Origin of the sequence: Acerihabitans sp. (assembly GCF_036398755.1) — a bacterium.
Lineage (GTDB): Bacteria > Pseudomonadota > Gammaproteobacteria > Enterobacterales > Enterobacteriaceae > Acerihabitans.
In genome coordinates this window covers 1-19,754 of sequence record NZ_DASWOM010000065.1, presented here as the reverse complement: position 1 = coordinate 19,754, position 19,754 = coordinate 1, and the positions used below count along the sequence as shown (strand labels likewise).

Below are 19,754 nucleotides of genomic sequence, written 5' to 3'. Positions count from 1 at the left end.
ATAATGGAGCGAATAATGAAAAAAATAGCAGCAATTCTGATCTCTCTTGCCATGAGCGGGCAGGCGCTGGCGGCTGAACCACTGAAGATGGGCGTAGTGGTTAAGGTTGGCGGCACCCCCTGGTTTAACTCCATGGAGGAGGGAATCAAGAAAGCGGCGAAGCAGGAGGGCATTAACGCCTGGCAGGTTGGGCCGACCGCACAGGATCCGGCGCTGCAGGTAAAAGCGATTGAGGATTTGATCGCCCAGAAAGTAGACATTATCGGCGTGGTGCCGGTCGATCCGGCGGTGCTGGAACCCGTGCTAAAAAAAGCCAAGGATGCCGGCATCAAGGTTATCGTCCACGAGTCGCCGGCGCAGAAAAACGCCGACTGGGACTTTGAGCTGGTTGATGCCAAGACCTTTGGCGAACGCCATATGCAGTTGATGGCGCAGTGTATGAAAGAACAGGGACAGTATGCCATCATCGTCGGCAGCCTGACGATCCCGCTGCATCGTGAATGGGCGCAGGCGGCCATCGATTATCAGAAGCAGCACTATCCGAAAATGCAGCAGGTAGGCGACCTTTACGGTACCGGCGAATCGCTGGATGACTCAATGCGGGTGACTAATGAGCTGATGTCGAAATATCCCGGCTTTAAAGGCATGATGGCGTTCGGCTCGCCGGGTCCGGTTGGCGCCGGGCGCGCGGTGGCGCGGCGTAATAAGGCTAACGACGTGTGCGTGGTGGGCGCCTACAGCCCCGGCCAGGCCGCCTCGCTGGTGCGCAGCGGCGCTATTAAAGGCGGCTATATCTGGAATCCGATGACCGCCGGCGAAATTTTTGTCCATCTCGGCAAAATGGTTGCAGAGAACAAGCCGGTGACGGAAAGCAGCCAGGTTGAAGGCATGGGCAAAATGCGCGTCGACAGCGCCAATCATACCCTGTACGGCAACAATCTGGAGAGTCTGGATAAAGACAATTTGCCTAAACTGATAAAAATGGGCCTGTAAGGGAGCTGAGCGTGAACGCAAGCAAGATAATCATTGATACAGATCCCGCCATCGGCATTCCCGGCACCGACGCCGACGATCCTATTGCCATTATGCTGGCATTGCGGGACCCGCGTCTGGAACTGATGGCGATCACCACCGTGTTTGGCAACTGCCCCCCGCTATTGGGGGCACGCTGCGCGAGCCGAATACTACAGGTGGCCGGGCGCAGCGATATTCCGGTCGCCGCCGGTATGGCAACCCCGATGGGCGGTACGCTGCCGGCCCTGCTGCAACAGGCCTACGCCGGGCCGCGTGGCCGCAAGGGTAGCATTGCGTTGCCGGAAGCGGATGCGTCGCACTGTGGGCTGCACGCCAGCGAGCTGATTATCGATCTGGTGCGTAAGCATCCGGGTGAAATCACCCTGGTTTGCATCGGCGCCCAGAGCAATCTGGCGCTGGCGCTGGTGAAGGCGCCGGATATCGCACCGCTGATTAAGCAGGTGGTGATGATGGCCGGCGCTCTTGGGCTGGATGCCACCTGGGGGCGCGGCAACATTACCCCGGTGGCGGAGTGCAATATCTGGTTTGATCCGCAGGCGGCCGATATCGTCTTCCGCTCCGGCATCCCGCTGTCAATGGTGAGTCTTGACGTTACTAATGCCGCCGCCGGACTGGTGCTGACGCGTGAGCATCTGCAGGATATTGCTGAGAATACGCCGCTGACCGCCCTGTTTAAGCAGGTTTGCGCCACCTACTTCGATGCGCCGATGTTCGACTGGTCTGAGGGTTGCGTGCTGTACGATCCGCTGGCGGTGGCGGTGGCGGCCGACGCCACCGTCGGCACTTTTGAAGAGATGGCGATCGGTATTGAAACCGCGGGGCGTTTAACCCTCGGACAGACGGTGCCGCTGCGCGACGCGCCGCCCAACGTGCGCGTCTGCACCGGCATAGACGGCAGGAAAGTAGTCAGCGATATCGTCAGTACCATTACCGGCTAACGCCGCGTGTTTGGGCGGCTAAAGGTCGCCGCCCAGCATGAAGGTATGCATCCGCCTGGACGGCAGGACGGCGGTCAGCGATATTGTCCCAGCCGTTCTCCTCCGGAAATGCCCGACTCTTGCAAAAGAGACAATCCAGCCATAAAGCAGATCCGCCCTACCGAGGAACAAAACGCCGGCTCGCGCTACACAACCTGGTGTAGTGGATCCGAGTGGTGGTGGAAAATCCGCCATTGGACCTCCTCCCGGCGAAACAAAAGCGTGACGCGCCGGGATCTTACAGTCGAATCGTTAATGTTGGTTACGCGCTCCCTTAAAATGACATAGCCGAGCATCCCGTCGTTTGTGGCCGCGATGGGTTCCTCCCGGTAGTCAGGCTGCCATCCCTGGTAGTTGGCGGCTGCGCGGATTATCGCCGCGCAGACCGCTTCGTACCCCGTGTAGAGGCCACCGTAGGCACCCATCATGGTGATATCCGGCGCACGGGACCACAGTTGCTGGTAGGGTTTATGCTCGCCGACCAGAAGACTTCCGACGGCGGCATGCAACTCCGCCAGTGCATCCTCCCATGATTGCGGCTTCATGGCAGTTGTCCGATGGTCTTGCGGACGAACGGCTCGACTGCGGCGCGCCAAGCCTTGGGGTTGTCGAAGTGCAGTACATGTCCTGCGTCCGGAACCAATACAAATTCGCCTGCCGGGAGCGCATCCGCCATGCGGCGTGAACCCTCGGCGGGGAAATAACTTTGCTCCCCGGCGACCACAAGCGTCGGGCAGCCAACCCGACTCAGTTCAGGGGTATGATCGCGGTTGTTCCAGTGTTCTCGGCAGGCAAGAACATTGCGCGTCCCCGCAAGTGGCCAGTAACCGTCCCGCCGCTCAGCGAACACCTCGACAAAATAGTCTCCTTCAGCCGGGTGCACTCGTTCGGAATGCGCGCCAATCAGGTATTTCCCAAAATAGTCCCCGCCGAAATAGGCGCGGATAGCCGCGATACTATCGAATGGGACCGGCCACTCATCCAGCCATGCCCGCCAGCGGACCTGAACATCGGGCACCACGGCGGCCATGTCGCCGATAACCACGGAACGGACCAGTTCAGGATGCTTGCCCGCGAGTTGCCACGCGGTGAGCGCGCCCATCGAGTGACCAATGACCACGGCGGGGGCGAGGCCATACGCCTTAATCACCGCGGCGGCGTCCTCGACGTGAGCGTTGCGGTCGTAGGGCCCTTCGGGCGCGTCGCTTAAGCCGTGGCCACGGGCATCGTATCCGATCACTTTCCCGTGTTCGGTCAGCCACCCGGCCGTGGTTGACCAGGTCGTTGCCCGGCCCATCATTCCATGGATGAGGAGAATCCCTCCTCCCTGCCCGCCGAAGTCGATCGTGGCCAGGTTGGTGCCGGCAAATCCGGCGATGTTGCTGCGCGTCCAGTTCATAGGCTTATCCTCTTTTTCCGGTGTTGATCATCAGCGATGTGGGACCATGGAATCCCAGATTGGTATTCCAGACGGGTTCGGTTTGCCGGCTCACCTCGAAGGTAGGGTAGCGCGTGAGCAGTAGGGAAAGCGCAATGTGAGTCTGTTGGCGCACCAGCGTCGCGCCAATGCAGGCATGCGGGCCGGTTCCGAAGGAAAGATGCCGGTTGGGTGTGCGGCGTAAATCAAGGGTTTCAGGGTGGTCAAAAACCGTCGGATCCCGGTTCGCGGAACCGACATAGGGCAGCACCAGTTGGCCTTCCTTAATGTGGTAACCCTTGTAGGTGAATGTCGTGGACGCCCTGCGACCAATGTACTGCACGGGCGTACCGTATCGGAGGAACTCCTCTATCGCCAGCGGCAACTGTTCCAGATCCGCCGCCAGCGCGTGCCGTTGGGCCGGATGCTGGTGCAGCGCCCAGACGGCGTTGCCGATCAGATACCTGGTGGGTTCCAACCCGGCGAACATCAGCAACATACACTGCGCGGTCGCTGATTCGATATCGAACTGGAATCCCTTTCCGTTGTCGCTCATTAAACGGTTAAGTATCAGATCGTCTCGGCGGGACGTTATCGCGTCACCGGCAAGCTCGCGCAAATAATGCCCGAATGCGTGGAGACTTTTCTGGCCGCGTTGTACATCTGCTACACTCAGATCGCTTGCGCCAAACAGGTACGCTATATCATCGGACCAACTCGCTAGTTGCTCATGATCTTCGTCAGCCCCGCCAAGCAGCCGCGTGATAACCATTGCGGGCAACGGACGGGCAAAATCGGCAATCAGATCAACACAGTCCCTCTCCCGCCAGGCATCCATGAGATCTTCGGCAACATGGTGGATAACGCTGGACAAAGAACCTTTGCTGAGCAGCGTTGGACACGACCAGTCCAGCCGTTGCCGACGCTGCGCGTGGTCATGCCCATCAAAGAATGCCAACCACTTGCCGAGAACTGGAATCATGTCGGCGAACTGGGCGCGATCTTCTTCTGGCAGCGCCAATAACGGCAATGCGGACCTATCGTTGGTGAGTCTCGGATCCGTTAACAAGGCCTTGACGTCGACATAGTCGAATAGCAGCCACGACCCGCCATACATCGTCGAGTAGTAAATCGGTTGTTCCCGCCGAATCTGGTCGTAATACGGGTATGGATCCGCCATTAGCCGTGGGTTGCTTAATGAGAAGTCTTTTATGTTAAATTCGAAAGCAGAACCTGAGCGATTTGACTCCATTGTGAGCACCTCGTAAATACTGCATCACCCCCGCGAACCCTAAGCTTCAATCCGGCGAGAACTCGCTGAAAATAGCGTCAAGAAGCTTATTACGCTCACACCAGATTAACCCTTCTCATTAAATTAGATATTACGACAATAAAGTGAAAAAACTCATGGGCCGAAATTGCCTTTATAAGCATGCTTTAAATGGCAATACCCATCAATTCAGCTTGATAAATAACAAGAGTGATTAACCTAACTTAACTTCGTTAGAATACTTTCAGTATTTATAAATTTATTTATTAATTTTTATTATGTTTAATGGTTGTGATAAGCAAATAAAAAGCTTCCCAACCTTCAATATCAAGGCTGAAAGTATTCCGAATTAATTTATCTACACACAATAAATTTACCTCAAGATAATTACCAATGAATAAAGAGAGTAATGCGATCCTCTTCAAGGTTTTTAAAACATTCTTTTTCAAAACAGATAATTAAACCAGACTCTAATGGATAACCCAAAGCCGGTCAGCAACAGCGGTAATCGTCAACGACGCCGGCGCCCTTATTTTTTAAGTTAAAGACGCGATCCCGCTTTCGGGCTTGCCCGGATTCAACACCACTACCTCGATCCGGTGCCATTGTCGGCATGAAGCCCTAACGGGCGTCGGTAACACCGTTTACGTAAAAGCGGTGTGTTAGCGTGGCGGCCTGCTCGCCGCTTTCCTCCGGCGATGGGCTGCTGTCCGTCAATCCCAGGCCATTGGAAACGGTATGCCCTGGCTACTTTTTTCGAAAAAGAAAAACGGCAACGGCCGTCAGAACGCCTATCAGGGGCATGGCGCCAGCGCCCGCCAAGAAGTTATGATGGTCTATTCGCTTTTCCCTGCGGATATCGGCAAAGCGGGCAAGCGCATGTTTTTCATCAGTGGCGCTGACCTCTTCAAATTGTTTTTCATAACCTTGCTCAGTCAGCCGAGAGGCCGCGTCCGCGTCTGATCTTTCCAGCACAACGGTTTGCTTACCCTTGTTGAAAAAAAAGTAATCCGGCATTTGGTGCTCCACGGGGAGAGGATATGATTAAACACTATATCCGGTCTAACTTAATTTTGTACACAGCCGCCTGTATATTCGCACCCATTTGATCCCTCTCTCGCATTTTAGCTGCTCGTTTTCAGCAAAATCCCAAGCAGCGCCCGCTAACGTTGAAGGGCGGTAATGAGCGGGAAGCGGATGTCATGCCAAAAAAACATTCTGAGTAGAATCGATTTTATAGTGGCTACATTACATGTGGTAATTCAAGCAACGTATTTTAGGCTGTATCAGCCTCTAAATGAGATGTACCGTAAGAATGGTCGAGTGAGCAAAGCCAACGGCCGTTGTTTTCCTGATAACCAGAGCATTTCCACCGCCTCCGATGACCGGCATGGCCGCCCTCAGGATTGAGCTGATAACGCTGACGTAGCCTATAGATAAGCTCATTATTATGGGCCAGGACGCTGCTGTGCGTTAGCAAAAATAGCGTCATTGCGAAGCGGCTAACCGCAATACTTTTGAAAGCGCATGTGCTGGTCAGGACGGAGTTGGTAAAGATACACCGGCCTGCCGGTGGCGCCATAAAGTATATTGGTGGACAGAATTTCAATGCCGGCCAGATAAATCAGGTATTTCCGGCACGATACGCGCGAAATACCGATGGCGTTGGCCAGATTATCCGTGGAAAATTCACTCTGCTGGTTGCGGCTTATCCATTCACAAACCATTTTCAGGGTCTGGACAGTGAGGCCCTTCGGTAGTTTTTTTGTCTCCACGACGGGCTGGGCACCCCGGCGAATCAGCATATCAACGTCAGACTGTTCATAGTCATCGAGCTTATTGAGCAGGTCTTTCTTCTGCCGATAAGCAGAAAGCGCTTCTTCAAATCGTGAAAACTGAAAAGGTTTAATCAGATAATCAACCACACCGTACTGCAACGCTTTCTTGATGTTATTCACGTCACTGGCCGAAGAAATCATGATCACATCCGTATGCTCGCTGCATTCATGTAGCACAGGTAAGAGGCCCAGCCCATTGTCTTGCTGCATGAAAACGTCCAGCAGCACCAAATCGATTTCGGCACCGTGCTGCATCACTATATTGCGGGCCTGTTGCAGGGTAGATACGGCGGCATAGCAGGAAAAGCCGGGCACCTGGGCCAGATAACAGCGATTGAGCTCGGCCACCATGGCGTCATCATCAACTATCAACACATTAATCATAAAATCGACACCGCGCTTTTATAAGGCAGTTGGATAAAAAATTGCGTGAACACGCCGGGCTCCGATTCGAGTTCAACGGTGCCGCCCACAGCATCAACGCTCTGTTTTACCAAGCTTAGGCCCAGCCCCCGGTTTTCCCCCTTGGTGGAAAAACCCTGTTCGAAAATATGCGGTATCAGGCTCGCCGGAATACCGGGGCCATCATCGCTGACGACGCAATGCAACTGTTCATCCTGATGATGGAAGCTGACGATGATTTCGTGATTTTCCTCATTGCCGATGGCCTCCATGGCGTTCTCAATCACATTACCCAGCGCGGTAATCAAGGTCACGGTGGTTTGCTCATCCTGGGCGTCGGGCAGCAGGCTGTCATCATTGATGGACAGCCTGATATTCAGGTCGCGCGCGCGATTGATTTTGCCCAGCATAAAGCCTGCCATGACTGGGGATTTTATGGTGCGCAGCAGTGACCCTATCTCGGTCTGATAGGTATTCGCGGTTTTCAGAATGTAGTTTTCCAACTGCGGATAATTCTTCATGTGCAGCATCCCGAGAATGACGTGTAATTTATTCTTAAACTCATGGGATTGCGTACGCAGGGCATCGGCATAGTTCGAGATGCCTGATAGCCGTTGCAGCAGTTGGCTGATTTCGGTTTTGTCGCGGAACGTGGCTACCGCGCCGATGATTTGTTTCCCCACGACAATAGGTACCGTATTGGTCAGCAGGAGGCAGCCGTTGAAATTGATTTCTTCATCACGCCGTGCCAGTCCGGTCTTGAGCACAGTGTTTAAATTGAGCAATAATGCCCAGGTTTCGTCGGTATTGCCGCCCAGCAGTATCTCTATCGGAGCACTTTTTTTGAACAGGCGTTTGGCCTCCGGATTAATCAGCGTGATGCGGGCCTGGGCATCGACGGCGATGACGCCTTCCTTGATGGAGTGAAGCATCGCGTTGCGTTGTTCAAAAAGCGCGGCTATTTCATAAGGTTCAAATCCCAGCATGATACGTTTGACAACGCTGACCAGGCACCAGATTCCCAGCGCGCCCACCAGGATGCCGAACAGCAGTGTCCAGGGAATACTCCAGCGGTTTTCATTCACCACCGCATGGACGCGGTCCAGGGAAATACCCAGGGCAATCACGCCGATGGGCTGATGTCTGTCGTTATATACCGGCGTGAAAATGCGTAACGCTTCGGCAAGCGCGCCGTGATTCACCGCATGATATTCCTTGCCCTCCAGGGCCGGCTGTAAATCGTCCCCGATGAAATGCTTGCCAATCAGTGCGGGTTCCGGATGCGAATAGCGAATGCCGTGCATATCGGTGACCACCACAAACAGCAGATTATTGCTTTGCCGGACCCGCTCCGCATAAGGCTGAATAGCCGCCGCCCGCTCAGGATCCTGCAGCCCGCCGATGATTGGGGGCGAATCCGCCAGGGTGCGCGCGATGGCGAAGACTTTCTCTTCAAGGCTATCATGGGCGACTTTACCGAGTTGTATAAAAAACAGGGTATACACCACCAGCAATACCGAGGTTAGCGTGGCACAAACCATCAGCGTTACGGAGGTGCTTAGTCTGAGCGGTTTTCCGGACCGGAGCAGGTGTTTGACATATGACATCTTTTCTCCAGGAAAGAGCCGAGGCCGGGGGCATGGGACACTATTCTATTCCCGTCACATCGCTTTTTGCCGGGTGGCGAAAAAGAAAACAGCCGAGACTATTGTACCGGTTGGGAGAAATATTAAAACGAGGAACGCTTATATGACAGGTAGCCCACCTGCCAGAATTCGGCATCCAGCCTGTTTTGCAATGCTTCTTCCGACAGCGCCGGCGCAACGCCATCGCGCTGTGCCGCGCGCGCCACCTCAGCGGCTATCGCTTTCGACACCCGCTGTATATCGGCGATGGCCGGTAATAATGACCCCTGACCCGTGGTCGCCAGCGGTGAAAGGCCGGCCAGCGCTTGACTGGCCGCCAGCAGCATGCCGTCGGTCACCCGGCGGGCTTTCGCCGCCAGGATACCCAGCCCCAGGCCGGGAAAAATATAGGCATTATTACACTGGGGGATTTCATGGTAGCCATCCTGATAGTGAACCGGAGCAAACGGGCTGCCGGTGGCTATCAGCGCAGCGCCTTCGGTCCAGGAGATGACATCCTGCGGCCGGGCTTCCGCACGGGAGGTGGGATTGGACAGCGGCATGATAATCGGATGAGGGCAGTGGTGATGCATCTCGCGGACGATCTCTTCGGTAAACAGTCCCGGTTGCCCGGAAACGCCAATCAGAATAGTCGGTTTGGCGTGACGGACCACATCGTGCAGTGAGATATTCTGCGCATCCACCGCCCAATGCCCAATCTTTTCTTTGTGGGTGGTCAGCTTGCGCTGGAAATCCAGCAGATTGGGCATGTCATCCGTTAACAGGCCGAAGCGATCAACCATAAAGACCCGGCTTCGAGCGTCTTCCTCCGTTGCCCCTTCGGCAATCATCTGTACGATGATCTGCTCGGCAATACCGCAACCGGCTGAGCCCGCGCCAAGGAATGTGACACGCTGCTCACGTAATTTTGTCCCCGCCGCGTGGCTGGCGGCAATCAGGCAGCCCAGCGTGACCGCCGCCGTGCCCTGGACATCATCGTTAAAGCAGCACAACTCATTGCGATAACGCTCCAGTAGCGGCATCGCATTGGTTTGGGCAAAATCCTCAAACTGCAGTAATACATCCGGCCAGCGCGCTTTTACCGCCTGGATAAAGAGATCGAGAAAGTTGTAGTACTCTTCGCCGGTGATCCTGGCATGGCGCCAGCCCATGTATAGCGGGTCATCCAGGCGCTGCGTATTGTTGGTGCCCACATCAAGCATGATTGGCAGGGTATTGGCGGGATTGATCCCGCCGCAGGCGGTATAGAGGGAAAGCTTGCCGATAGGGATGCCCATGCCGCCCAGCCCCTGATCCCCCAGCCCCAAAATGCGTTCGCCATCGGTGACCACAATCACCCGCACATCGTTCTTGGCGAAGTTTTGCAGCATTTCATCGATGCCGTCGCGATCCGGATAGGAAATGAACAAACCGCGCGCACGGCGATAAATATCGGAAAAGTGTTCGCAAGCTTCGCCCACCGTAGGGGTATATATGATCGGTAGCATCTCTTCCAAATGGGAATCGACCAGGCTATAGAAAAGCGTCTCATTAGTATCCTGGATATTTCTCAGATAAACATGCTTGGATATATCGCGTTTGAAATCGCAAAACTGCGAATAAGCGCGATCGGTTTGTTCACTGATGGTTTCTACCTGGTTGGGTAACAGACCGTTCAGGTTAAACGCCAGACGTTCCTCGCGGCTGAAAGCAGAACCTTTGTTCAATAGCGGATTGTCCAGCAACAGTGAACCCGTGTAGTGCGTATAAAGCGGATGTGTTTTTAACATCAGGTAAACCTCAATAAATTGGACAGCGATGTTTATACTGAAAAATTTTTCGCTGAAAACGTTGTAGTCGTTGTACTGAACGCTTTGTATTAAAAGCATTGTATCGAGAATATCGCGCCCTTTATTCCCGAGGCCTGGCAGTTACGCTGCGAGATAGGCGGCATTAAGGAATACCTTATCATCCGTTGGAAAAGGATAAACAGAGGCGTAGGCCCATAGCGACCTGGGTTTATTCAATATTATGGTTTGCGATTTTTATAGCATGCGAGGCGCATCATTTCTGATAACTTAAATTACATAATTATTTTTATACTTATTTAGTAATAAAGTTATTCAATTTGTTCTGGATTATTTCAGGACATGAAAACATGAAAGTCACGGCAGATGATCTGTTTGTAAATTCGTTGTTGCATAATGTAAATCTGGCTTTTACGTTTTGCCGGCGACTTTAGTAATTATTGTTATTGCCACATAAAGAGCAGCTGTGATGATTATCACAATCGATTTTTCTTTAAAATAATATAACCCTTCCTATCTTATCAAATATAAAAAGGTTATGTTATGCCAACATTACTCTTATCCTCATTATTCCCATTGGTTTTTGTCATGGCGTTGGGTTGGCTCAGTGGAAAACTCGGTTATATGAAACGTGATGATGCCACGGTATTAGCCACCGTGGTGATTCGTTTTGCGCTGCCATTGAGCCTGTTTATCGGCGCCTTGCACACTGATCCTTCTAAAATACAGAATCTGTCGTTTATGACTGTCTTGGTGATAGGACTGATGGGATCTTATATCCTGACGCTGTGCATTGCCCGTCTTCTCTTTCGTCACGACATCAAAACCAGCGCCATTCAGTCTCTGGTCTGCGCGTTTCCCGATATGGCTTATTTTGGCGCGCCGGTGCTGGCCGTGCTTATCGGACCGGAGGGCTTCCTGGGGGTACTGATCGGCAATCTCATCACCAGCGTGCTGATGATCCCGCTGACGATAGTGTTGATTCGCATGGGGGATAAAAACAGCGCTCTGGCGCAGCAGGGGCGTCTTCACCACATGATCCTGCTGAATTTGTTCAAGGCGGTGCGTAATCCCCTTGTCTGGATCCCGGTCCTCGGCGTGGCAATGAGCCTGATGGGCATTAAGCCCCCGGAACTGTTGTCTTCCTCCGTAGAAATGATGGGAAAAACCGCCGGCGGGATTTCTTTGTTCGCACTGGGTTTATTGTTCTACGGTGAACGGCCGACGCTGAATGTGCATACCTTTACCAATATCAGCCTGAAGAATGTGATGCAACCCGCCATCATGGCCGTGGCGGGGCTGGCGTTTGGACTGAGCCACTCATTGATGCAGCAGGTGGTGATTATCGGCGCCACCCCCTCCGCCATCGCGGCGGGGATGTTCGCGGTACGCAGCGATACCTACGTGGAATCGGCCTCTTCATCAATCCTGCTGGGCACCGCGGTGGGGATTGTAACGGAAGGGTTAATCATATTTATGCTGTCATAGGGTGATATAAGTTGCCGAGCTTGTTGTTAAAATGTTCGTTCGGGACCGGCCGCCAGATCGCAAATACGCCCTGAACCCGTCCCTGGAGGCCCAATCCGCGCTATCCCTGGCGCGGACGGTTTACCCCTCTGGCCCCTGCCCCGTATTATTAGCTCCGCGCTAATTTGTCCGCGGCCCGAGGCTTGCCCTTTTCAGCCAAGCCTCGAGTCTACAGAACGGTGATTACTTCACGCAGTCCGCACACTGGTTGCGTTGGATCTGCGCGAAGAAATCGTTGCCTTTGTCATCCACCAGAATAAACGCCGGGAAATTTTCCACTTCGATTTTCCAGATAGCTTCCATTCCCAGTTCCGGATACTCGATGCAGTCCAGACTCTTGATGCTTTGCTGGGCCAGCACCGCCGCCGGGCCGCCGATGCTGCCCAGGTAGAAGCCGCCGTGCTTATGGCAGGCATCCGTCACCTGCTGGCTGCGGTTGCCTTTAGCCAGCATGATCATGCTCCCGCCGTGGGATTGCAGCAGATCCACATAGGAATCCATTCGTCCGGCGGTGGTGGGGCCCAAAGAACCGGAGGCATACCCGGTGGGGGTCTTCGCCGGACCGGCGTAGTACACCGGGTGATCCTTTATGTACTGCGGCAGGTCTTCGCCGTTATCAATGCGCTCCTGCAGCTTGGCATGGGCGATATCCCGCGCCACGATAATGGTGCCACTCAGGGAAAGCCGAGTGGACACCGGGTACTGGGAAAGCTGGGCAAGGATGTCTTTCATTGGCCGGTTCAGGTTCACCTTTACCGCGTCGCCCTCCCCTTGCTGGCGCAGGGATGCCGGAATGTAGCGGCCCGGATTGTGCTCGAGTTTTTCAATCCAGACACCGTCACGGTTGATTTTGGCCTTTATGTTGCGGTCGGCGGAGCAGGATACGCCCATGCCCACCGGACAGGAGGCGCCGTGACGCGGCAGGCGAACGACGCGGATATCGTGGGCAAAGTATTTGCCGCCGAACTGCGCGCCCAGCCCCAGGTTCTGTGCTTCGATCAGCAGTTCCCGCTCCAGTTGCACATCGCGGAACGCCTGGCCGTGTTCATTGCCTTCAGCGGGCAGACCGTCATAGTAATGGGTGGATGCCAGTTTAACGGTTTTCAGCGTGCTCTCCGCGGAGGTGCCGCCAATCACGAACGCGATATGGTACGGCGGACAGGCGGCGGTTCCCAGCGTGCGCATTTTCTCCACCAGGTAATTTTTCAGTTTAACGGGGCTTAGCAGCGCCTTGGTTTCCTGATAGAGATAGGTCTTGTTGGCCGAACCGCCGCCCTTGGCGACGCACAGAAAGGTATATTCATCGCCGTCCACGCTGTAGAGGTCGATTTGCGAAGGCAGGTTGGTGCCGGTGTTCACTTCGTTATACATGTCCAGCGCGCTGTTTTGCGAGTAGCGCAGGTTATCTTCGGTATAGGTGTTATACACCCCTTGCGCAAGGCGGGCTTCATCACCGCCGCCGGTCCACACGCGCTGGCCTTTTTTACCCATGATGATGGCGGTGCCGGTGTCTTGACAGGTGGGCAGCACGCCTTTCGCGGCTATCTCGGAATTTCTCAGGAACTGCAGCGCAACATATCTGTCGTTCTCACTGGCCTGGGGGTCATCAAGAATTAACGCCACCTGTTGCTGGTGGGAAGGACGCAACATGAACGAGACATCGTGGAACGCCTGCTGCGCCAGCAGCGTCAGCGCCTCAGGGGCGACTTTCAATATCTCCTGCCCCTCAAACTCAGTGATGGAAACATAGTCCCCGCTTAACAGATAGTATTCGGTATCTTCGTGGGAAAGGGGAAAGGGGTTTTGATAATAGAACGGTTTATTCAACATGTTATCTCACTTACTCCGTTAGTGTATTGTCGCCATCGGTCCAGAGAATCTTGCGGGCTATCACGGTCAACGCGTTGTCCGGTCGGTTATTAGAACATCATCGCCATCCAGGGGTAGCCAATAAGCAGCAGGGCAGCCAGGAAGATGGCGCCGAAAATGGTACCCAACCGCCAATAATCGGCGGTTGGCAGATATCCGCTGCCGTAATAAATCGGGCTCGGCCCGGTTCCGTAGGGTGTGATGATCCCCATAATCCCCATTGAGGTGACCATCATCAGGCAGAACACCTTCATATCGATACCGGGAATGGTGGCGGCAATGGTGAGCATGGCCGGCAACAAGGCGGTGGTATGGGCCGTGGTGCTGGCAAACAGATAATGCAGCAGAAAAAAGGCCACCAGCAGCATGATAGAGGCCCTCACCGGGGGGATACCCACCATCAGCGCTCCGCCTTCTTTCCCCAGCCAGCCGATGAAACCGGTGCTCGACAAGCCATCCGCCAGCGCGACCAAGGTGGCGAACCACACAAAGGTATTCCAGGCGGCTTTATTGCCGGTAATATCGCTCCACGCCAGCACGCCGCTCCACAGCATCAGGGTGATGACCAGCAGCGCGGCCAGCGCCGGCTCAATCCAGTCGGCGGCAAATATCCACATTACCAGCGCGCAGCACACAAACACCAGCAGCAGGATTTCCTTGCGCGACAGTTTGCCCAGTTTTTCCAGTTCCCGACTGGCCCAACGAGGCACTTCGTCATTGATCTTGACTTCAGGCGGATAGAACCAGTAAGCCAGCAGCGGCATGGTCAGAATCAGCAGCACGCCCAACGGCAGGAAAGCGATAAACCAGCCGCCCCAGGAAATGTCGATGCCCACAATGCTTTTCACCAACTCCAGCGCCAGCAGGTTGGGCGCCAGCGCAGACAGAAACATTGAACTGGTGATGCAGGCGGCGGTAATGGCCACCCACATCAGATAGGAGCCGATTTTGCGGGCGCTGGGATCATTGGGCTTGGAGCCATACAGCGGCGGCAGGTTGGCGATAATCGGGTAAATCGTACCGCCGCTGCGCGCGGTGTTGGACGGGGTAAACGGCGCCAGCAACAGGTCGGCAAAGGTGATGGCATACCCAAGCGTCAGGCTGCGGCGGCCGAGATGCTTCACCAGGATAAGCGCCATGCGGCGGCCTAGCTGGGTTTTATCATAGCCTGCCGCGAACATGAACGCGCCGAAGATGAGCCATACCGTTGAGTTGCCGAACCCGCTCACCGCCCATTCAAACGATTGTGTGGCAAGCCTGAACGTGGGAACGGACATCTGCGCCGGGCTGAACAGCAGCCACTGCCCGCCCAGGGCAATGACCACGACGCCGGTGAGGCCGACAACCGCCCCCGGCAGCGCCTCGAAGATCAGGCCGACAATCACGGCGACAAAGATGGCGAAGAAATGCCACGCATGGGATTGTAAGCCCGCGGGTACCGGCACCAGTAGCAGTAATACGGCCACCAGCACCGGTAGGAACATCATGAAAAGCCGTTTTTTTTCATCCGGTAAGGCATTATTACCCGGCCGCGGAACCGCCTCGATTGATATTTCTTTCATAGTCATAATAGTTGTCTATACGTGGTTAAGAATATTATTGATGATACCTGGGCAGTATGATTTCTTTTTTTCGGATTATCTGGTTGCTTTAATTAATTTATTTTATTTAGTTATTTAATGATGACATTTTAACTGTTCTCAACAGACCCGCCATGGCTGCAGCCTGACACGCCCCTCGTAGAGATAATTTGTTTATATAATGCGTTTTATAAAATTACTACGCTTGATCTCGATCAACAAAAGAGAGCGGCATTTTAATTTTGCACTCGGCAGGAAAAGGCTATTTAGTTTGCATCAGCGCCATATTTAATGGTAATCATGTGCCAGCGTCCAATATATTTCATTAGACAACAAGACAGTAGCCCGATGAATAAACAAAAATTTAATAAAATACTATGTAAATTAATATATAAATAGTTAATTAACTAATCGCTTGCTTTTTGAAAATAAATTTATCGCTATATTAATGGCATCATTTCGTCGGCAAAAAAGCAACGCCAAAAATAAAAACCGAGACCGACCGAGAAATCGAAGAATATGAAACATATTTAGCATAATTTGGAGTTAATTATTATGAACAGTAACGATCGAGCGTTGAGTCCTTTTACTTTGCCTAACGGCACCGTGCTTAAAAATCGTCTGCTGATGGCGCCGATGACCACCTGCACCGGTTTCTACGACGGTACCGTCACCAGCGAACTGGTGGAATATTATCGGGCTCGCGCCGGCAGTATCGGTACCGTTATTGTCGAGTGTTGCTTTATCGATGATAACGGTCTGGCGTTCCCGGGCGCCATTGGTATTGATACGGACAATAAAATGTCCGGTCTGGCCAAAATTGTCGAGGCGATCAAATCCAAAGGCTCCAAAGCAATTGTGCAGTTGTATCACGGCGGCCGTATGGTTGAACCTAAATTGATTGGCGGCCGGACTCCCGTCGGGCCGAGTGCCGTCGCCGCGCCGCGCGATGGCGCGCCGATACCGGTGGCCCTGAGCGCGGAAGACGTGGAGGGGATGATCGCCAAATTCGGCGACGGCGTGCGCCGCGCCATTCAGGCCGGGTTCGACGGTGTGGAAATCCACGGCGCCAACACTTATCTGATCCAGCAGTTTTACTCGCCCAACTCCAACCGGCGTAACGATAAATGGGGCGGCAGCCGCGACAACCGGGCCATGTTCCCGCTCGCCGTACTGGACATCACTCACCAAATGGCAAGCCGGTATGCGGATCCTTCCTTTATCATCGGTTATCGCTTTTCACCGGAAGAAATGGAGGAGCCGGGTATCCGTTTCGCCGATACCCTCTATCTGCTGGAAAAACTTGCCGCACGCGGGTTGGATTATCTGCACTTCTCGGTTGGCTATACCCTGCGACCGTCCATTGTCGACAGTACCGACCCCACGCCCTTGATTGATAAATATATCGCCATGCGGTCTGAAACCCTGGCGAAAGTACCTGTGATCGGCGTGGGCGGCGTCGTCAACAAGGCGGATGCCGACCTGGCGCTGCAACACGGCTACGACCTGGTGGCGGTCGGTAAAGCCTGTATCGCCTATCCGGACTGGACCGATCGCCTCGCCGGCGGACAAAAGCTCGAACTCTTTATCGACGGAAGTAAACGGGAAGCGCTGACCATTCCCGAACCGCTGTGGCGTTTTTCCCTGGTTGACGCCATGATCCGCGATATGGGCATGACATCGAAGAAATTTAAAGCCGGTGTATTCCAGGAAAAAGCGCGGGACGATGCCAAAGAACTGACCATCAACGTCAGTCTGGAAACCGACCGGATTGCCGATATCGCACTGGCGCCCGGCCCTGATCTGGACGTCGCGTTCACCACCAGCTTCGGCATCATCCGTTCACGTATTTTAGACGCCAACAGCCCCTATGTGGATGCTGTGACCGGCGCCACCACCCAGAGCGAGGCGGTGAAAAAAGCGGTCGCCAAAGCGCTGGCGAAATCCAGCAAAGCCCGGTTGCTGGATGAGGGCGGCAGCCCGTCCGCCCCGCAAACCTACGATGTGGTGGTGATCGGCGGCGGCGGCGCGGGGCTGGCGGCGGCGATTCAGGCCAGCGACGCGGGCGCCCGGGTGGTGATTGTCGAGAAGATGTCCACCCTGGGCGGAAACACCATCAAGGCTTCCGTGGGCATGAACGCGGCGGAAACGCGCTACCAGAAACGCAAGGGCATAACCGACTGCAAAGAGCGGTTCTATCAGGAGACCCTGAAAGGCGGCCGGTTCAAAAACGATACCGTGCTGCTCAGAGAATTGGTGGAACAGGCCCCTCTGGCGGTGGATTGGCTGGCGGAGCACGGTATTGAACTCGACGATATCACCATCACCGGCGGGATGAACGTGGACCGCACCCATCGTCCGACGGACGGTTCCGCCGTCGGCGGTTTCCTGATTAGCGGCCTGGTGAAAAACATCAATAAACGCAACATCGATGTGATGCTGGACACCGCGGTAACCGAAATTCGCCATAAAGAAGGCGCGGTCAAGGGCGTCGAACTGAGTAACGATGAGAACGAAACGCTGTCTATTATCGCCAAAAGCGTGATTGTCGCCACCGGCGGTTTTAGCGCCAACCGCGATATGGTGGTGAGGTTCCGTCCGGATTTGGATGGCTTCGTCACCACCAATCACCAAGGCGCCACCGGCGACGGTATCGCGCTGCTGAAAAAAATCGATGCGGGTACCGTTGATATGGGTGACATCCAGATCCACCCCACCGTCGAACAGGGCACGTCTTATTTGATTTCCGAGTCGATTCGCGGCGGCGGCGCGATTTTGGTGAGCCAGGCGGGCGAACGTTTTTTCAATGAGATGGAAACGCGCGACAACGTCTCGGCGCGGATTATCGGCCTGCCGGAAAAATACGCCTATGTTATCTTCGATGAGCAGATAAGAATCAAAAACAGGGCGGCTGACGAGTACCTGGCCCGCAAGTTTGTCGTCAGCGCCGCGTCGCCCCGTGAACTGGCCCACCAACTGGATATGGATCCTCATGCCTTTCTCGCCACCCTCGAGCGCTACAACGTAGCCGTTAATAAGCAGCACGACGAAGAATTTGGCCGCATGACGGCCCTGCGCCGGCCCATTAACCAGGGGCCGTTCTATGCCATTCGCATTGCGCCGGGGGTTCACCACACCATGGGTGGCGTCACCATCGACGCCGGGACCGCAGTGCTCGATAGCCGCAAACAGGCAATACGCGGCGCTTATGCGGCGGGTGAAGTGGTGGGGGGCATCCACGGGGGCAACCGTATCGGCGGTAATGCCATTGCCGACATTATTATCTTCGGTATAAAAGCCGGCCGTAACGCGGCGTCTTACGCGCTGAGCTGATCGACATCCGCCTGTGCCCGAGGCAGCGAAGGCGCAGGCTTGGATAATACTTTTATTGCGGATTTCCTATTTGTTGCGGGCTTTTTATGTCGTCAGACCATCGCGCCTATGTTTATTCCACCGTGTTAATGGGCTCGCCCATCGTGCTCAAGCTGTTTGAGCACGACGAAAATCTGGCTTCCCGCGTTTTCCGGCTTATCAAGCGATACGAAGACATGCTGACGGTAAACCGGCCGCATTCCGAGGTCATGGATATCAATGATGCGGCGGGCCGCCACCCGGTGCCGGTCAGTCAGCCGGTGTTTGAGCTGATTAAACGGGCCAGGGCGGTGAGCCTGCCGGACGGAAGCTGTTTTAATTTTGCCATCGGCCCGTTGGTGAAACGCTGGAAGATCGGCTTTAACGGCCGCAGCGTTCCCCCCGCCAATGAACTCCGGGACTTATTGGCACTCACCAATCCCCATGATGTCGTTCTCAATGAGCGGGCGCGGTCGGTGTTTCTGCCAAGAACCGGAATGGAAATCGATCTCGGGGCGATTGCCAAGGGCTACATTGCCGATGTCATCCGGGATTTTCTGCATGGTCACGCTATTCATGATGCCCTGATCAACCTTGGCGGTAATGTTCAAACGCTGGGCGCACCGCGAAACGGCGGCCAGGGCGCCTGGGCAATCGGCCTGAAAACGCCGTTTTCCCACATGGATGCATTGATTGGCATTATCAGCGTGACGGATAAGTCGGTGGTGACGTCCGGCGTTTACGAGCGTTACTTCAAGCGGAACGGCCGCTATTACCACCACATCCTCGACCCCGCGACCGGCTACCCCCTGGATAACGAATTGCTCAGCGTCACCATTGTTTCCGACGACGCCATCGACGGAGACATCCATACCACGCTGATGTATGGCATGGGGGTGGAAAAAGGCCTGGCATACTTATCCGGGATGCCGCACATCGAGGCCATTTTCGTCACCAGAGACCGGCGGGTTATCTTCTCTTCGCCACGACAGTTTACCTTCACATTACTGGACCAGAGCTATCGCATCGCGTAAGAGTCGGAGAAAGGATCCCTT

14 protein-coding genes are annotated in these 19,754 nt (G+C 54.5%); 5 read left to right on the top strand and 9 right to left on the bottom strand.

The window, feature by feature from the left end; translation table 11 throughout:
* Nucleotides 1-15 precede the first annotated feature (15 nt).
* Together VGC33_RS11035 and VGC33_RS11030 are read left to right on the top strand one after the other, a co-directional pair.
* The gene (locus VGC33_RS11035; RefSeq protein WP_331120804.1) at nt 16-993 is read left to right on the top strand and encodes a substrate-binding domain-containing protein; all 978 of its coding nucleotides are present in this window, start codon (nt 16-18) and stop codon (nt 991-993) included.
* 11 nt (nt 994-1,004) lie between these two features.
* Nucleotides 1,005-1,973 carry a nucleoside hydrolase gene (locus VGC33_RS11030; RefSeq protein WP_331120803.1) on the top strand — a complete coding sequence of 323 codons (969 nt, stop codon included), beginning with the start codon at nt 1,005-1,007 and terminating at the stop codon, nt 1,971-1,973.
* Between the two features lie 185 nt (nt 1,974-2,158).
* On the opposite strand, the gene VGC33_RS11025 is transcribed toward VGC33_RS11030, so the two are convergent.
* From VGC33_RS11025 to VGC33_RS10995, 7 genes are all read right to left on the bottom strand, one after another.
* The gene (locus VGC33_RS11025; protein WP_331120802.1) at nt 2,159-2,557 is read right to left on the bottom strand and encodes a YybH family protein; all 399 of its coding nucleotides are present in this window, start codon (nt 2,555-2,557) and stop codon (nt 2,159-2,161) included.
* Nucleotides 2,554-3,411, bottom strand: a complete 858-nt coding sequence (locus VGC33_RS11020; protein ID WP_331120801.1) for an alpha/beta fold hydrolase — start codon at nt 3,409-3,411, stop codon at nt 2,554-2,556. The genes VGC33_RS11025 and VGC33_RS11020 overlap by 4 nt, the downstream gene beginning before the upstream one ends.
* A gap of 4 nt (nt 3,412-3,415) precedes the next feature.
* The gene (locus VGC33_RS11015; protein WP_331120800.1) at nt 3,416-4,681 is read right to left on the bottom strand and encodes a cytochrome P450; all 1,266 of its coding nucleotides are present in this window, start codon (nt 4,679-4,681) and stop codon (nt 3,416-3,418) included.
* Nucleotides 4,682-5,446: 765 nt separating this feature from the next.
* Nucleotides 5,447-5,716, bottom strand: a complete 270-nt coding sequence (locus VGC33_RS11010) for a hypothetical protein (RefSeq protein ID WP_331120799.1) — start codon at nt 5,714-5,716, stop codon at nt 5,447-5,449.
* Between the two features lie 485 nt (nt 5,717-6,201).
* On the bottom strand, nt 6,202-6,921 hold the full coding sequence (dcuR, locus tag VGC33_RS11005) for a two-component system response regulator DcuR (protein ID WP_331120798.1): 720 nt from the start codon (nt 6,919-6,921) through the stop codon (nt 6,202-6,204).
* Nucleotides 6,918-8,546, bottom strand: coding sequence for a sensor histidine kinase (locus VGC33_RS11000; protein WP_331120797.1), 1,629 nt, complete (start codon nt 8,544-8,546; stop codon nt 6,918-6,920). The genes dcuR and VGC33_RS11000 overlap by 4 nt, the downstream gene beginning before the upstream one ends.
* Before the next feature lie 122 nt (nt 8,547-8,668).
* Nucleotides 8,669-10,354, bottom strand: a complete 1,686-nt coding sequence (locus VGC33_RS10995) for an NAD-dependent malic enzyme (RefSeq protein WP_331120796.1) — start codon at nt 10,352-10,354, stop codon at nt 8,669-8,671.
* A 561-nt stretch (nt 10,355-10,915) separates the two neighbouring features.
* On the opposite strand from VGC33_RS10995, the gene VGC33_RS10990 reads away from it, so the two are divergent.
* Nucleotides 10,916-11,860: an AEC family transporter gene (locus VGC33_RS10990; protein ID WP_331120795.1), complete on the top strand. Its 945-nt coding sequence runs from the start codon at nt 10,916-10,918 to the stop codon at nt 11,858-11,860.
* 222 nt (nt 11,861-12,082) lie between these two features.
* Here the strand turns inward: VGC33_RS10990 and fumA are convergent, their stop codons facing one another.
* Nucleotides 12,083-13,729, bottom strand: a complete 1,647-nt coding sequence (gene fumA, locus VGC33_RS10985; RefSeq protein ID WP_331120794.1) for a class I fumarate hydratase FumA — start codon at nt 13,727-13,729, stop codon at nt 12,083-12,085.
* An 89-nt stretch (nt 13,730-13,818) separates the two neighbouring features.
* Nucleotides 13,819-15,330: an anion permease gene (locus tag VGC33_RS10980; protein WP_331120793.1), complete on the bottom strand. Its 1,512-nt coding sequence runs from the start codon at nt 15,328-15,330 to the stop codon at nt 13,819-13,821.
* A 573-nt stretch (nt 15,331-15,903) separates the two neighbouring features.
* Between VGC33_RS10980 and VGC33_RS10975 the strand changes: the two genes are divergently transcribed.
* Complete coding sequence (locus VGC33_RS10975) at nt 15,904-18,681, top strand: NADH-dependent fumarate reductase (RefSeq protein WP_331120792.1); 2,778 nt, start codon at nt 15,904-15,906, stop codon at nt 18,679-18,681.
* 86 nt (nt 18,682-18,767) lie between these two features.
* Nucleotides 18,768-19,733, top strand: a complete 966-nt coding sequence (locus VGC33_RS10970) for an FAD:protein FMN transferase (RefSeq protein WP_331120791.1) — start codon at nt 18,768-18,770, stop codon at nt 19,731-19,733.
* Nucleotides 19,734-19,754 lie beyond the last annotated feature (21 nt).